Here is a 16,109-nt window from a genome sequence, read left to right on the forward strand (position 1 = left end):
CAGAGCCGCAAAGGCGCAAAGATGAGCAAAGCGGTTTAACTTTCCTTACTGTCTGTTTTGTTTGTAGGTATTCTTAGCGTCCCTGCGCCTTGGCGCCTTTGCGTTAAGGACTTTGAGGGGTGTCAATGGACCAGCTGATCATGGCGTTGAAAGTTTTTTTCCCGGAGCACCTGCACCCTTCCATCTTTATGGTGGGCGGCATGGTGCGGGACGTCTTGCTCGGGGTCGAGTGCCAGGACGTGGACCTGGCCGCTGCCGTTCCCGTCCCGGAACTTACCGCTCTTGGCTTTCGCCTGGTGGAGTCGAAAAGCACCCCCAACATCTACTTCCGCTTCAAAGAACCCTTCGGCAAGATCGAGGTCACCTGGCTCCCTGCGCTCGACGCACTCCCCGATGACCTGTCCCGGCGCGACTTCACCGTGAACGCCATGGCGATGTCGCTTGAAGGTGAACTATCGGACCCCCTTGGCGGTCAAGCCGACGTACAGCGCCGCGTCCTGCGCTGCTGCAGCCCCACCAGCTTGACCGATGATCCTCTGCGCATCTTGCGCGCTTTCCGCTTTGAGTGCGAGGGGTGGCGCCTCGATGCGGAGGCGGAAGCGATCCTGAAAGGCCGGGACTGGTCGGCGGAACTGCAGCGGATCCCGGTGGAACGGTTTTCCCAGGAGATGCTGAAGGCGATCGCGAAGGAGGATCCGTCCCGCTTTTTCCGCCGCATGGTGGAGTTCGGTATCGGCAGCAACTTCCTCCCGGAGGTCTTCAAGATGGCGGAGGTCACCGCGGGTCCGCCCACGCATCACCCCGAGGGGGACCTGTTCACGCACTCGCTGCAGGTATTGGAACGGATGGCACAACTGACAACGGACACCACTGCCCGCTTCTGCGCCCTCTTTCATGACTTGGGCAAGCTGTACACACCACCGGAACTGCACCCCAAGCACCACGGCCACGACGCGCTGGGTGCGGAGCAGGTGCCTGCCTTCTGCAAGAGGCTGCGTCTGCCGGTCGCGCTGCTGCGCGCGTTGCAGGCGACCAACAGGCTGCACAACAACGCCAACCGGTGGGAGGAACTGCGCGATTCGACCAAGATCAGGCTGGCGCTGGACGCCATCAAGGGGGGGATTGAGGATTTCCTGCCTTTGCAGGTGGCGGCGGACTTTCATGCCACCATGCCGGGATGGGAAACGGCGCTGGAGGTGGCCAGGATGAACGCGGCCCAGTTGGGGATTGATCCGGTGCTGCTGGACAACAAGGAGTTCCCGCCGGAAAAGCTGCAGCAGGTCATCATGCAGCATAGGGTCGCTGAGTTTAGGAGGATTTCTTTATGACTCAGGGGCAAGGGCAAATCCCCCCTGTCCCCCCTTCGCGAAGGGGGGAACGCTAGGCCACGTGTACTGCTAGTGGCCAGCACTCCCAGCACTCCCAGCACTCCCAACATTCCCAACACTCCCAACACTCACCGATCTTCGCCGCTGCTCTTCGCTCCCCTCTTCTACTCTTACTCTCAACTTTCCGCAGGCTTCACTGACCGGTCCCGAAGGAGGGGACTGGCTCCGCAAGGTGCCTGTCCCCTTAGGGCATCGCCGAAGTCGGCAGGGCTGAAATGAGTGTCACACTAGGGGGACTGGCACCTGCGGAGCCAGTCCCCTCTGCCCTCTTCTACTCATGCTCTCCACTCTTGGTTGGCTTGACGGACCGATCGAGGCCGAGCTTAAGAACGGAACTGTCGTAGATCATCTCAAACATGTGCTCGATCCTGAAGAAGGCGGCCAGCACGGCGGGGTCAAAATGGGCGGCGGGGTTGATACGATCGTCACCATTTCTGAAAACGTCCAGAGTTTGCTGATGGCTCATGGCTCCCTTGTAACTGCGCCGGGAGCGCAGCGCGTCGTAGACGTCCGCGACCTTCACGATGCGACCGGAGATGGGAATCCTCTCCCCCTTGAGCCGCTTGGGGTAGCCGGTGCCGTCCCAGTTCTCGTGGTGCGAGATGGCGATCTCACGAGCGATCTTAAGCTTCGGGGAATCACCTATGATCTCGGAGCCGTAGGCGGGATGCTGGCGCATAAGTTTCATTTCTCTCGGCGTCAGCCTCCCTTCCTTGAGCAGGATCTCCGCCGGTATCCTGATCTTACCGACGTCGTGCATCTGCGCGGACAGTGACATGTCCTCGACAAAATCCGTGTTGAACCCCATGTTGGCCGCGAGCGCTCCAGCGTAGCGGTTCACCCGCACGATATGCCGCCCGGTGTCCGGCTCAGCTGCCTCGCAGGCACGGGCCAGGGCCTGGATGGTGTAGTGGAAGGCGTGCTCGGTCTCGCGCATGCCGTTGGAAACAGTGAGCAGCGACCCGATCATGACCGCGGCGCTTCTTAACACGTCGGCATCGTACTCGGTGACGTGGCCGGCGTAGTTGAAGGCTTCGATCACCCCGCGCACATCGCCGCTGATGCGGCAACTCACGAAATTGAGAATGGGCTCCCCCATGGTAGCCACGACCTGGGGATGGAAGAAGGTTTGGAATTCCTCGATGCTGGCGCAGCTATCGGACCAGTTCAGCGCCACAGCCTCGCTCCCCCCCTCGACCATCAGCAGGCTGCTCGCGTAGGTGGAGCCGGGTTCGATGGTGATCTGGTCTGAGCGCTCGAGGAGTTCGCCGAGCCTTAAGTGGAAGACGCGCCCGTTGCAGCACACTTTACCGGGGCCTTCATTGGCGATCAGGATGCCGCTGGGGCCGCGGCGTCCGTTGCCGCCGAGCAGTTTGCCAAGCACTTCGCGGTACAACTCGTCGCTGTTGAACCTGCGGCGGGTCAAATCCTTCAGCGCCTCGTCGGTCAGCCTGATAAGATCCAGAGTCTGTCTTAGAGCTAGGTGACACAGTTCCTGGGGCATACTTCCATCCTTCTGAAAATGTATCTGTGGCCTATTCTTTATAGCTGATCAGTTGGAGACTTCAACGGCATTAAATTTAACGCAAAGACGCGAAGGCGCAAAGAGGACCAGGCACTAACATCTGCTTTAGTTTTATACCTTTGCGTCTCTGCGTCTTTGCGTTAATATCCGATGTTTTTTTGCTCCTTAACGCAAAGGCGCCAAGGGAAGCTGAGTCTTCGCGTTGAACCTTTGTATAAAAAAAGGCCCGGCTGTGAGCCGGGCCTTTCCTTTGTCACTGGATGTCAGGACGATTAGGCGCGTGCTGCGATCGCTTTCTCGTAACCCAACTGGAATGCCTTCTTGTTCAGCTCCATGAAGGCCTCCGGAACGCGAGCCAAAACGGCCTTCTCAGCGCCGTCCTTGGTGACCACACCGGTCAGTGCCACCATGGCGCCCAGCGCCACGATGTTGGCCACGATCTCACGACCTACTTCGTTCTTGGCGGTGTTGATGATCGGGAAAGCAACGGTGTTGAAGTTGCCTTTCGGGATGTTCTTCACCAGGTCGGAGTCGATCAGCAGCACGCCCCCTTCCTTCAGGTCGTGGGAGTACTTGTCGGCAGCTTCCTGGGTCAGCGCGAGCAGCGCGTCGACCACGGTCGCCTTCGGGTAGTCGATCATGCTGTCGGAAACGATGACTTCCGACTTGGATGCGCCACCCCTTGCCTCGGGGCCGTAGCTCTGGGACTGAACTGCCTGCTTGCCGTCGTAGATGGAAGCGGCTTCTGCCATAATGACGCCGGCGAGGATGAGACCCTGCCCACCAGCCCCGGAAAATCTGATTTCATATCTCTGAGACATCTGAGGTTCTCCTCCTTTGTTATTTCTTGGCGCGCTCAATGACCTTCGCGTATTCGTCGGTGTAGTTCGGACGCTCTTCCTTGTAAAGAACACCGGTGAGAATCTTGCCTTCGAGCTGCTCGGCTGTCATCTTCTCGGCGGCCTTGACCGGAACGGCGACGTCCTTCAGGCGGTTCATCATCTCGATGACCGACTTGAACTTGTTGCGGCGACCGTAGGTGGTCGGGCAGTCGTCCAGGATCTCGACCACGGAGAAGCCCTTGTGCTGGATGGCTTCCGCGATCAGCTTGTCGATCTGGGTCGCGTGGTACGCGGTGCCGCGAGCGACGAAGGTGGCGCCGGCGCCGATGGCGAGCTTGGCGACGTCGAATGCCGGGTCCGGGTTGCCGTACACGGTGGTGGAAGCCTTGGCGCCGGTCGGGGTGCAGGGGGAGAACTGGCCGCCGGTCATCCCGTAGATGTTGTTGTTCATGATGATGTAGGTCATGTCGATGTTCCGACGGCAGGCGTGGATGAAGTGGTTGCCGCCGATCGCGGTACCGTCGCCGTCGCCGCCCACCAGGATGACGTTCATCTCCGGCTTGGCCATCTTCACGCCGGTTGCGAAAGCGGCGGCGCGGCCATGCGCGGTGTGCAGGGTGCAGAAGTCCATGTAGCCGGGGAGACGCGATGCGCAGCCGATGCCGGAAACGATGGCGGTGTTGTTCTTCTGAAGACCAAGGGTGTCGATTGCTCGGATCAGGCCTTTCATGACAATGCCGTGACCGCAGCCCGGGCACCAGATGTGCGGCAGCTTGCCGGGACGGATGTACTTATCGTAATCAAAAGACATGTTACTTAACCTCCTTGATCTTTTCGAGGATCTGCCCCGGGTTGATCGGCTCGCCGTCAACGCGGAAGATGCCGTGGACCGGTGCCTTGCCTTCAGCGCAGCGCTTCACTTCGCCGGTGCACATGCCGAGGTTCATCTCCGGGGTGATGAATGCCTTCACCTTGCCGGCGAGAGCCGCGATCTGCTTCTCCGGGAACGGCCAGAAGGTCTTGATCCTGAACAGGCCGGCCTTGATGCCCTGCTTCCTGGCCTCGTTGACTGCGAAACGGGCGGAGCGGGAGGTGGAACCGAAGGCGACGATGGCGACTTCGGCGTCGGCAAGTTCGTACTCTTCGAACTGGACGATGTCGTCTACGTTGCCTTCAACCTTGCGCACCTGGCGCTCTTCCTCGTCCTGTACCCAGGCTGCCTTGGTGGTCGGGAAGCCGTCCTGGCCCTTGTTGAGGCCGGTCACGTGGAAGCGGTAGTCGGTGCCGAAAGCTGCCAGCGGCGGTACGTCGCCGAAGCTGGTATCGTACGGCTTGTACTCGGCCGGGGAGACGCTCGGAGCGGTCCTGTTGATGACTTCCAGTTCGCCCGGCTCCGGGAACACGATGCGCTCGCGCATGTGGGCTACGATCTCGTCCGGCATGATCATTACCGGGGTGCGGTATTTCTCAGCCAGGTTGAAGGCGCGCACGGTCTCTTCGAAAAGTTCCTGCACGGAAGCCGGGGTGAGGCAGATGGCCGGGTGGTCACCGTGGGTGCCCCACTTGGCGCTCATGACGTCGGACTGGGAAGGGCCGGTCGGCATGCCGGTGGACGGGCCGCCCCTCATGACGTTGACGATGACGCACGGGGTCTCGGCGATGCAGGCGTAGCCGATCAGCTCCTGCTTCAGAGAGAGGCCCGGGCCGGAGGTCGCGGTCAGTACTTTCGCGCCGGTCAAGGAAGCGCCGATGATGGAAGCCATGGCACCGATCTCGTCTTCCATCTGGATGAATTTACCGCCGATCTTCGGAAGCTCGACAGACATAACCTCTGCCACCTCGGTGGAAGGTGTAATCGGATAACCGCCGAAGAACGTGCACCCGGCGTAGAGTGCCCCCTGTGCGGCAGCTTCGTTCCCCTGAAGGAATGCAACTTTTTTAGCCACTTTCTTACCTCCTAAAATTGTTTACGATACTTTGATTGCAAAGTCAGGGCATCTAAGCTCGCACTGCATGCACTTGATGCAGGCCTCAAGGTTCTTGACGCTTGCTACAAAGCCCTTCATTTCCAAGACCTTGGTGGGGCAAAACTCCACACAGATGTGGCACCCCTTGCAGTACTTCTCGATGATCTCGATGTTCGCCGGTGTTTTCTCCATCAACGTAGCTCCTTTGACAAATTGCCTTCGCAGGCTGTGCAAATGGTGGGTATATAACACATAGTGTTTACAAAATGCAAGTACTCGGACTGGCGCCCGAACACGGCTCTTTGTAAAAAAGGGGTAGAGAGGGGAAACCTCCCTACCCCCTGTAGTACAGCGTAGCTTGCAGCTTACTTCATGGAACCTACGAGTTCCTTAACTGCGGCAACCGACTTGTCCATCATGGCCTGCTCTTCGGCATCCAGTTCGAACTCGAGGATCGACTCGACGCCGTTCTCGCCCAGGACGCAGGGAACGCCAACGTAGAAGCCTTTCACGCCGAACTCGCCGTTCAGGTATGCGCAGGTCGGCAGTACGCGCTTCTGGTCCTTGAGGATCGATTCCGCCATCTGGATGGCGGAGGAAGCCGGGGAGTAGAAGGCGGAGCCGGTTTTCAGCAGGGCGACAACCTCACCGCCTGCACCGCGGGTCCTCTTGACCATGGCGTCCATGATTTCTTTGGCCTTAGCCTTGTCCTTGTACTTCTTCTCGAGCAGTTCCATGACCGGGATGCCGTTCACGGAGGCGTAGCGCACCAGCGGCACCATGTCGTCGCCGTGGCCGCCCAGGGTCATCGCGTTCACGTCCTTCACGGATACGCCCAGTTCCCAGGCGATGAAGGTCTTGAAGCGGGCGGAGTCGAGGACGCCGGCCTGGCCGATAACGCGGTTGTAGGGGAAGCCGGTGATCTTCTGGCACAGGGTCACCATCGCGTCGAGCGGGTTGGAGATGACGATGACGAAGGAGTTCGGTGCGTGGGCTTTGATCCCTTCCGCGACGGAGGTCATGATCTTGGAGTTGACTTCGATCAGGTCGTCACGGCTCATGCCCGGTTTGCGGGGAAGACCTGCGGTGACGATGACCACGTCGGCGCCGGCGATGTCCTCGTAGCTGTTGGTGCCCTTGAGGCAGCAGTCAAAGCCGTCAACCGAACCGACTTCTGCGATGTCGAGCATCTTGCCCTGCGGAAGGCCTTCAACGATGTCGAACATCACCACGTCACCCAGTTCGCGCAGAGCTGCGAGCTGAGCAAGTACGCCGCCAATCTGTCCACCACCGATAAGTGCGATCTTCTTACGTGCCATGTTTTCTTCCTCCGTTAATAGAATGTGATTAACTTCCGATGAAGCGAATCCTACGTTTACGCCTGTTAGTTGATCGAGTCAATAATGGCGTTAAGGGTTGCACTCGGACGCATAGCGGCTTCGGTCTTGGCATCGCTCGGGTGGTAGTAACCGCCCATGTCTACCGGCTTGCCCTGGGCGCCGATGAGCTCGGCGTTGATCTTCTCTTCGTTGTCCTGGAGCGCCTTGGCGACCTTGGCGAACTTGGCGGCCAGGTCGGCGTCCTTGGTCTGGGCGGCAATGGCCTCGGCCCAGTACATGGCCAGGTAGAAGTGGCTGCCGCGGTTGTCGATCTGGCCAACCTTACGCGCCGGGTTCTTGTTCTGGTCGAGGAACTTGGTGTTGGCCGCGTCGAGGGTCTCGGCGAGGAGTGCAGCCTTCTCGTTCTTGAAGGTGGCAGCCAGGTGCTCGAGGGAGACCGCCAGGGCCAGGAACTCGCCCAGGGAGTCCCAACGCAGGTAACCTTCCTGCTGGAACTGCTGCACGTGCTTCGGAGCGGAGCCGCCCGCACCGGTCTCGAAGAGGCCGCCGCCCGCGAGCAGCGGAACGATGGAGAGCATCTTCGCGGAGGTGCCGAGCTCGAGGATCGGGAACAGGTCGGTCAAGTAATCCCTGAGGGCGTTGCCGGTGACGGTGATGGTGTCTTTGCCGGCCTTGGCCCTGGGCAGGGTGAATTTCATTGCCTCGACCGGGGACATGATGTGCAGTTCGAGACCGGTGGTGTCGTGATCCTTCAGGTAGGTGTTCACCTTCTCGATCATCTGGGCGTCGTGAGCGCGGTTCTTGTCGAGCCAGAACACGGCCGGAGCGCCGGTCGCACGGGCACGGCTGACGGCGAGCTTGACCCAGTCGCGGATCGGGAGATCCTTCGCCTGGCAGCCACGCCAGATGTCGCCCTGCTCGACCTGGTGCTGGATCAGAACTTCGCCTGCGGCGTCGACGACGCGCATGGTGCCGTTCAAGGGAGCGACGAAGGTCTTGTCGTGGGAGCCGTACTCCTCGGCCTTCTGTGCCATGAGGCCGACGTTGGAGGTGGCGCCCATGGTGGTCGGGTCAAACTGGCCGTTTTTCTTGCAGAAGTCGATGCACTCCTGGTACCACTCGGAGTAGCAGGTGTCGGGAACCACGCACTTGGTGTCGGCGAGCTTGCCGTCCGGGCCCCACATCTTGCCGGAGTCACGGATTACGACCGGCATCGAGGCGTCGATGATGATGTCGTTGGATGCGTGCAGGTTGGTGATCCCTTTGTCGGAATCGACCATGGCCAGCGGCGGCTGCTTGGCGTAGGTGGCCTGGATGTCCGCCTCGATCTCGGCCTTCTTGCCTGCCGGGAGTTTGTCGAGTTTCTTGTAGAGGTCGCCGAGGCCCAGATCGGGGTTGACGCCGATTTCTTTGAAGGTTGCCTCGTGCTTCTCGAACACGTCCTTGAAGTAAACAGTGACGAAGTGACCGAAGATGACCGGATCGGAGATCTTCATCATGGTGGCCTTAAGGTGCACGGAGAAGAGGATCCCCTTCGCCTTGGCGTCGTCAATCTGCTCCTGGATGAACTTGCGCAGGGCGCGTACGTTCATGAAGGAGCCGTCCAGCACCTCGCCTGCCTGCAGCGGAAGCTTTTCCTTCATCACGGTGACGTTGCCCAGGTTGTCCACGAACTCGATCTTGGCGGTGGTGGCCTCTTTCAGGGTCACCGACTTCTCGCTGTGGTAGAAATCGCCCGCGCTCATGTTGGAGACGTGGCTCTTGGAATCGGCGGACCAGGCACCCATCTTGTGCGGATGCTTCTTGGCGTACTCTTTGACAGCCTTGGCGACGCGGCGGTCGGAGTTGCCTTCACGCAGCACCGGGTTGACGGCGGAACCAAGCACCTTGGCGAAACGCGCGGCGAGTGCCTTCTCCTCGTCGGTCTTGGGCTCTTCCGGGTAATTGGGGATTTTGTACCCCTGGCTCTGCAGCTCGGCAATGGCCGCTTTGAGCTGCGGAATGGAAGCGGAGACGTTGGGGAGCTTGATGATGTTGGCTTCCAGCTTCTGGGTCAGGTCGCCCAGGTAAGCCAGTTCGTCGGCGATCTTCTGCTCCGGGGTCAGGTTCTCCGGGAAGTTCGCGATGATCCTGCCTGCCAGGGAGATGTCCCTGGTCTCGACCTCAACGCCGGCGGCCTTGGTGAAGGCGTTGACGATGGGGAGCAGGGAGTAGGTTGCCAGTGCGGGGGCCTCGTCGATCTTGGTCCAAACGATCTTAGTCTGTGTTGTCATGATCTCTCCTTGGGTTTTATACGAAGCACAAATACAAAAATGATGGGGACAGCTACGCTGCCATCACCCGACATGGTGTTTTATTGGCCTACCGGAGTCCGTCAACAACCTGCCACCTACCCAACGCGAGGGGCCATTGTGGCGACTCTCGAAATATATAAAGGATTATGGGATGTTAGCAGGATATGCTGGGATTTCAAATTTTGTATACAGTATACAAAACGTTTTTCACTGTCAAGGGAAAATCTGGGTGGATTCAATGAGGATTCAAATGAGGGGAGAAGCGGTAGAAAAAGGAGCGCCGGCGAGGAGTGCGCCGGGCCAGGGCATTAAAAAAGCGAGGTAAAACGCGCAGTGGCGTGGAAGTATTGGCAAAAAGCAGTGGGGCGGCGTCCGGTGCGACAGGGACGGCGGCAAGCGTATCCGCGACGCACCCGCCACATCCTCGCCGACGATATGTGATGCCGGCGAGGTGTCGACAAAATACCGTTCAAAAATACCGTCTAACGAAAAAGAAAATTCAGTGCAGCGGGTGGTCTTGGGCGTAGCGGCGGGCCTCTGCGTAATCATCGCGCCCGAAGTTCCTGGGAACACGCAGCACCTGCCCCGGCCAGATGTGCTTGGGATCGCGAATCTGGTCCCGGTTGGCGCGGTAGATCAGAGGCCAGAGGTTGCGGTCGCCGTACACCTCGGCGCGCGAGGCGATCAGCGGCAGCGATTCGCCCCTGCGCACGGTCCAGGAGGCGACCTGGACCGGCTCTTTCACCACCGGCCGGACCTTGCGCCGCTCCGCCTCGGCAGCTTCCCGCTGCGCCTTCTCGGCGGCCAGCGCCTTGGCCAGGCGCTCCTCCTCCAGGCGGGCCAGCCGTACCAGCTCGGCCTGCCTGCGCTCCTCGGCCAGACGCGCGGCCTCCGCCAGGCGGCGCGCCTTTTCCGCGGCCACCTCCTCTGCGAGGAGATTCCCCTTAAGGATGGTCATCTGGAAGTAGCGGTCGGCTTCCTCCTGCTCGCTCTCCATGAGGTAGGCGTCCCCCTTGAGGAACGCCTGCAGCACGCTGGCGTACTCGGCCGGGTGCAGACGCTCACCACCTTCCAGCTTCAGCTGGTCCAGTTTGGCCGCGGCCTCATCGCGAAAACGCGGCGGCTGCGTTGCGCAGGCCGCCGCTGAGAGAATGAGCAGCAGGATTATGAAACGGGCGAAAAGCCTCAAAGAGACGACGCCCTACTGCTTCGCGGCGAGACGAATACCCAGGTCGCGCAGCTGCAGCGTGTCGACGCCGGAGGGAGCCTCGGACATGAGGCAGGCACCCTTCTGGGTCTTCGGGAAGGCGATGACGTCGCGGATGGAGTCGGAGCCGGTGATCAGCATCATCAGGCGGTCCAGGCCGAAGGCGATGCCGCCGTGCGGCGGGGTGCCGTACTCGAGGGCGTCCAGGAGGAAGCCGAACTTGCCGCGTGCGTTCTCCTCGGAGAGCCCCAGCATCTTGAACATGAGGGACTGCACCTCTTCCTGGTGGATCCTGATGGAGCCGCCGCCGATCTCGTTGCCGTTGAGCACCAGGTCGTAGGCCTTGGCGCGGCAGCGGCCGGGGTCGCTCTCCACGTACTGCAGGTCCTCGTCCATCGGCGCGGTGAAGGGATGGTGCACGGCAGCCCAGCGCTTCTCCTCTTCGTCCCACTCGAGCAGCGGGAAGTCGGTGATCCAGACGAAACGGTACACGTTGGGGTCGGTGAGCCCCATCTTGGCGGCCAGGTGGTTCCTGAGCTTGCCGAGGGAATCGTTGACCACCTTGGGCTTGTCGGCCACGAACAGGAGCAGGTCCCCTTCCTTGGCGTCAAAGGCCTTATCCATGGTGGCGATCTCTTCGGGGGTGAAGAATTTGGCGATCGGGGACTGCCACCCTTCCGCGGTCATCTTCACGTAGGCAAGCCCCTTGGCGCCGTAGATCTTGGCGAATTCGGTGAGATCGTCGATCTCCTTGCGGCTCATGGCGCCGGCGCCCTTCACGTTGATACCCTTGACGATGCCGCCGCCGTTGACCACGTCTGCGAAGACCTTGAAGCCGGAGGCCTTGACGATATCGGAGAGCTCCACCAGTTCCAGACCAAAGCGCAGGTCCGGGTTGTCCACGCCGAAGCGGCGGATCGCCTCCTGGTAGGTCATCCTCTGGATCGGCAGCTCGACCTTCACGCCGCGCGCCTCGGTGAAGATGCGGGCCATGAGCCCTTCCATCACCGTGATGATGTCCTCGCGGTCGATGAAGGACATCTCGCAGTCGATCTGGGTGAACTCGGGCTGGCGGTCGGCGCGCAGGTCCTCGTCGCGGAAGCAGCGCACGATCTGGAAGTAGCGGTCGAAGCCGGAAACCATGAGGATCTGCTTGAAGAGCTGCGGGGACTGCGGCAGCGCGTAGAACTCACCCTTGTTGATGCGCGAGGGGACCAGGAAGTCGCGGGCGCCTTCCGGGGTGGATTTGGTGAGGAACGGGGTTTCCAGCTCCAGGAAGCCGTTGTCGGTCAGGTAGGAGCGGGTGAGCTGGGCCACCTTGGAGCGGAGGATCATGTTCTGCTGCAGCTGCCCGGTCCGAAGATCCAGGTAGCGGTACTTGAGGCGGATGTTCTCGTTGACGTCGACAAAACCGTCCAGGGTGAAGGGAAGCGCCTTGGAGGGGTTCAGGAGCTTGCACTCCTTCACCAGCACCTCGACCGCGCCGGTATTCATCTTCGGGTTGACGGTCCCTTCCGGGCGGGCCGCCACGGTACCCTTGATGGCGACGACGAACTCGTTGCGCACGGTCTCGGCCTTGGCGTGCCCTTCGGAGTTTCTTTCCGGGTCGAAAACCACCTGGGCGACGCCGTCCCGGTCGCGCAGGTCAACGAAGATGAGCCCGCCGTGGTCGCGCCGCTTGGCTACCCATCCCATCAGGACCACGTCCTGACCGATGTGCTCGGCCCGCAACTCGCCGCAATAACTGGTTCTCTTCCAATCGCCCAGAAAATCTATCATGTAAACCCTCCTTGGTTTTATCTGCAGGGAAATAAATCGCGTAACTATAACCAAAAACAATTTTCGCTTCAACCAAAAAGCACCCCCGCACGGGGATCAGGGGGCGCCTCGCCTGCCGTAACGGCGCGGCGGGCGAAGTGAGCGGAGGCAAAAAAGGCCCGGCAGAACTCTACCGGGCCTTCGGGTAACTTTCAGGTGCGCCGCTATTCGGATCCGCGCATGGAAACGTAGGCGGAGCAGCGCTTCTGCGCGAAGTCGAGGTGCTCCAGCATGGCTTCGCGGGCCCCCTCTTCGTTTCGATCCCGGATCATCTCGTAGATCTTCAGGTGGTGATTGAAAAGCAGCCGCTGGTCCTCCTCGGTGAGGTAGACGGCGCGCCAGACGTCGCGCTGGAACTCCTGCATCGCCTCGAAGATGCTCTGCATCATGTGCGACCAGACCACGTTGTGGGTGGCGCGGGCCACCAACATGTGGAAGTGGGCGTCGAAGTCCTCGGAGTGCTTCAGATCCTCCAGGTTCTTCTTCATCCCCTCTATCACGGCCTCGAGCCGGCGGATGTCTTCGGGGAGCGCCCGGGATGCCGCGTACCAGGCGGTCCAGGACTCCATACCCTTGCGCACCTCGATCACGTCGAGGGCGCGGTCGCCGTCGATGCGGATCAGTTCGGTGAGCGGCATGGACGCCGAATTCTCGACCAGAGAGCGGACCAGCGTCCCTCCCCCCTGGTAGGTTTCCACCAGCCCCGACGAGGTGAGGATGTTGAGCGCTTCGCGCACCGAGGGACGGGAAACGCCGAACAGCTCGGCCAATTCACGCTCAGGGGGAAGCTTCTCGCCGGGGTTGAATTCACCCGCCAAAATCGAACTGCGGATCTGTTCGGCGATCTGCGTCGATACCTTTTTCGGTTTAATCGGCGTAAATTTCATGTGGCACCGATACTACATTAGAGTGGCTAAGGCAACAAAATTTTTAGAGTCTGGCCACGCCCACCGCGTCAATTTGACGCACACGTCAACTCCTTTTCGACCTGCCGTCCCGCTCCGGTTCAGGCATTGAGACTCATCTGCAGCAGCTCGGTCAGGTGGATCACCTTGACCGCCGGCGTTGCCTCGGCGAGCGCCTTTTTCAACTGCAACAGGCAGCCGGGGTTGCTGGTGACCAGGTAATCGGCTCCGGTCTTCTGAACGTTCTGCACCTTGCGCGACAGCACCCGGTCCGACATCTCCGGCTTCTCGATGTTGTAGGTGCCGGCCGAACCGCAGCAGGCATCGGCCTCGGGGAGTTCGCGGAAGTCGATGCCCGGGATCAGGTTAATCAGGGCGCGCGGCTGGCTGCGGATCCCCTGGCAGTGGGCGATGTGGCACGGGTCGTGGTAGGTCACCTTGAGCGGCAGCGGCTTGAGCTTGTCTTTCAAGGTCCCAGCCTCGGCGGCCAGGATTTCGGAGATGTCCCGCACCTTAGTACTGAAGGCGGTAGCGGCAACCTCTCCGTCCAGATGATGGCCGTACTTCTTCAGTTCGGCGCCGCAGCCGCCGCAGTCGGTGACCACGAAATCGAGCTCCTGGGACTGGAACAGGTCGGTGTTGAAGCGTGCCGCATCCTTGAGCCCGTCGATGTCGTGCCCCAGCATGTTGGGGGCGCCGCAGCATTTCTGGTCCTTGGGGGTCACCACCTTGTAGCCCAGGGTGGAAAGGAGCTCGACAGTGGCGAGGCTCGCCTCGCTGAAGATGAGGCTCATGACGCAGCCAAGAAAGAAGCCGACCGTCCCCTTCTGCTCGCCGACCGCCGGGGTCACTTCGCTGATGGTCTGGCGCAGCGGGGCCGCGGGGAGCTTCGGCAACAGCCCCTCCATCCTCCCCAGCGCCGACGGGAACACCTTCAGGAGCCCCAGCGAGCGCACCACCTTCTGCAGGCCGGTGCGCTGGTAGAGGCGCAGCGGCGCCGTGGCCGCCTCCAGGCGGTCCGGGTGCGGCACCAGCTTTCTGAGGATCAGGTCCTCCATCGTCGAGAGTCCCTGTTCCTGTTTTCTCTCGCAACGGAACTCCGCCACCAGTTCGCCGGCATTGACGCCGCAGGGGCAGGCAGAGGCGCAGGCCTGGCAGTCCAAACAGAGGGAAACGTATTCCAGAAACTTCTCGCTCTCCACCAGTTCGCCCTCCTGGAACTTGCGCACCAGCGCCACGCGACCGCGCGGCGAAGCGGTCTCCAGGAAGGACTCCTTATAAGTCGGGCAGTGCGGCAGGCACATGCCGCAACGCATGCAGTTGATCAGTTTGACGTAATCCATGAGAACCTCAGGTTAAGGTTGAGGTTGAGGTCAAGGAAAGGCGGGGTGAGCCGGACGACCTGGTCTCTGCTCAACCTCAACCTTAACCTCAACCTGTTTAAAAGATCTTGCCCGGATTCAAGGTCCCCCTGGGGTCGAAGGCGCCCTTGATGCCGCGCATGACGCGCAGCCCGGACTCGCCCACCAGTTTCGGGAGGTACTTCTTCTTGGCGACGCCGACGCCGTGCTCACCGGTGATGGTCCCGCCCATGGCGATGGTGGCCTCGAAGATCTCGCCGAAGGCCTGGTGCGCCCTTCTGATCTCGTCGGGGTTTCTCTCGTCAGTGAGGCAGGTGGGGTGCAGGTTGCCGTCGCCGGCATGACCGAAGGTGCCGATCAGGAGGTCGTACTTCTTGGCGGTATCCTGGATCAGTTTCACCATGGGAGCGATGCAGCTTCTCGGTACCGTCGCGTCCTCGAGGATGGTGGTGGGTCGCACCCGGGCCAGGGCGGAGAGCGCGACGCGGCGTGCGGTGGCGAGTTTCAGCGCCTCCTCGGGGCTCGCGGCGGTTTGGAAGAAGGAGCAGTGGTGCCGCTCGCAGATTTCGCGGATGCCGGCGGCGTCCTCTTCCACCTGGGCCGGATGGCCATCCACCTCGATCAGGAGCACGGCGTCAACGTCCAGCGGCAGCCCCACGTGGGCATAGTCCTCGACGCACTTGATGGTGGTGCGGTCCAGAAACTCCAGCGTCGCCGGGATGATGCGGGCGGCGATGATGTGCGACACGGTGAGGGCCGCCTGCTCGAGCTGCGGGAAATGCACCAGCATGGTCTTTTTGGCCTGAGGCTTCGGAATCAGCTTAACGATCACCTCGGAGAAAACGCCGAGGGTCCCTTCCGAGGAAACGAGGAGCTGGTTCAGGTTGTAACCCGCCACGTCCTTGACCACCTTGCCTCCGGTCTTCAGTACTTCGCCGTCGGCGAGAATCGTCTTCAGCCCCATGACGTAGTCGTCGGTGACGCCGTACTTGAGTCCCCTCAGTCCGCCGGAGTTCTCGGCCACGTTCCCCCCCATGGTGGAGATGTTCATGCTGCCAGGGTCAGGGGGGTAGAACAGTCCCTTGGCCTCCACCTCGCGATGCAGCGTCGAGGTGATCACGCCGGTTTCGACGGTCGCGGTCAGGTTCTCCTCGTCGATCTCGATGATGCGGTTCATCCTGCTGGTCTGCAGCACGACGCCGGCGTCGAAGGAGATGGAGCCGCCGGAGAGGTTGGTCCCCGAGCCGCGCGGAGTGACGCGCACGCCGGCACCGTTGCACAGCGCCAGCACCTTGGCGATCTCCTCGGAACTGCCGGGAAGGACCACCACGCCCGGGCGGCTTTGCAGCTCCGGGGTCGAGTCGTAGCCGTAGCAGGCAAGTGATTCCGGGTCGGAAAGGGTGTACTGCGCCCCCACTATCTCCGAGAGCGATTTTATGAAACTCGTTTCCATGACGATGAT

General features: G+C 61.0%; 13 protein-coding genes. 1 reads left to right on the forward strand and 12 read right to left on the reverse strand.

Annotation, left to right across the window (positions count from 1 at the left end):
- Positions 1 to 125: 125 nt before the first annotated feature.
- Entirely contained in the window at positions 126 to 1,328 is a 1,203-nt protein-coding gene (locus JFN90_RS06685; RefSeq protein WP_199394340.1) for an HD domain-containing protein, read from the forward strand.
- Positions 1,329 to 1,659: 331 nt separating this feature from the next.
- Here the strand turns inward: JFN90_RS06685 and JFN90_RS06690 are convergent, their stop codons facing one another.
- From JFN90_RS06690 to JFN90_RS06745, 12 genes are all read right to left on the reverse strand, one after another.
- Positions 1,660 to 2,892 carry an HD-GYP domain-containing protein gene (locus tag JFN90_RS06690; protein ID WP_199394341.1) on the reverse strand — a complete coding sequence of 411 codons (1,233 nt, stop codon included), beginning with the start codon at positions 2,890 to 2,892 and terminating at the stop codon, positions 1,660 to 1,662.
- Positions 2,893 to 3,185: 293 nt separating this feature from the next.
- Positions 3,186 to 3,734, reverse strand: a complete 549-nt coding sequence (locus tag JFN90_RS06695) for a 2-oxoacid:acceptor oxidoreductase family protein (RefSeq protein ID WP_199394342.1) — start codon at positions 3,732 to 3,734, stop codon at positions 3,186 to 3,188.
- A 19-nt stretch (positions 3,735 to 3,753) separates the two neighbouring features.
- Positions 3,754 to 4,566: a 2-oxoacid:ferredoxin oxidoreductase subunit beta gene (locus tag JFN90_RS06700; protein WP_199394343.1), complete on the reverse strand. Its 813-nt coding sequence runs from the start codon at positions 4,564 to 4,566 to the stop codon at positions 3,754 to 3,756.
- A 1-nt stretch (position 4,567) separates the two neighbouring features.
- Positions 4,568 to 5,701, reverse strand: coding sequence for a 2-oxoacid:acceptor oxidoreductase subunit alpha (locus JFN90_RS06705; protein WP_199394344.1), 1,134 nt, complete (start codon positions 5,699 to 5,701; stop codon positions 4,568 to 4,570).
- A gap of 21 nt (positions 5,702 to 5,722) precedes the next feature.
- Positions 5,723 to 5,914, reverse strand: a complete 192-nt coding sequence (locus tag JFN90_RS06710; RefSeq protein WP_129126504.1) for a 4Fe-4S binding protein — start codon at positions 5,912 to 5,914, stop codon at positions 5,723 to 5,725.
- A 173-nt stretch (positions 5,915 to 6,087) separates the two neighbouring features.
- A complete protein-coding gene (gene mdh, locus JFN90_RS06715) occupies positions 6,088 to 7,041 on the reverse strand; it encodes a malate dehydrogenase (RefSeq protein WP_199394345.1) in 954 nt (317 codons plus the stop codon).
- 65 nt (positions 7,042 to 7,106) lie between these two features.
- On the reverse strand, positions 7,107 to 9,335 hold the full coding sequence (locus JFN90_RS06720) for an NADP-dependent isocitrate dehydrogenase (RefSeq protein WP_199394346.1): 2,229 nt from the start codon (positions 9,333 to 9,335) through the stop codon (positions 7,107 to 7,109).
- A 520-nt stretch (positions 9,336 to 9,855) separates the two neighbouring features.
- Positions 9,856 to 10,545 carry a LysM peptidoglycan-binding domain-containing protein gene (locus tag JFN90_RS06725; protein WP_199394347.1) on the reverse strand — a complete coding sequence of 230 codons (690 nt, stop codon included), beginning with the start codon at positions 10,543 to 10,545 and terminating at the stop codon, positions 9,856 to 9,858.
- A 12-nt stretch (positions 10,546 to 10,557) separates the two neighbouring features.
- Entirely contained in the window at positions 10,558 to 12,342 is a 1,785-nt protein-coding gene (gene aspS, locus JFN90_RS06730; RefSeq protein WP_199394348.1) for an aspartate--tRNA ligase, read from the reverse strand.
- A 203-nt stretch (positions 12,343 to 12,545) separates the two neighbouring features.
- The gene (locus JFN90_RS06735; RefSeq protein WP_199394349.1) at positions 12,546 to 13,268 is read right to left on the reverse strand and encodes a FadR/GntR family transcriptional regulator; all 723 of its coding nucleotides are present in this window, start codon (positions 13,266 to 13,268) and stop codon (positions 12,546 to 12,548) included.
- Positions 13,269 to 13,387: 119 nt separating this feature from the next.
- A complete protein-coding gene (locus JFN90_RS06740; RefSeq protein WP_199394350.1) occupies positions 13,388 to 14,629 on the reverse strand; it encodes a (Fe-S)-binding protein in 1,242 nt (413 codons plus the stop codon).
- Between the two features lie 97 nt (positions 14,630 to 14,726).
- A complete protein-coding gene (locus JFN90_RS06745; protein WP_199394351.1) occupies positions 14,727 to 16,100 on the reverse strand; it encodes an FAD-binding oxidoreductase in 1,374 nt (457 codons plus the stop codon).
- Positions 16,101 to 16,109 lie beyond the last annotated feature (9 nt).

The organism is Geomonas propionica (assembly GCF_016458235.1).
Taxonomy (GTDB): domain Bacteria; phylum Desulfobacterota; class Desulfuromonadia; order Geobacterales; family Geobacteraceae; genus Geomonas; species Geomonas propionica.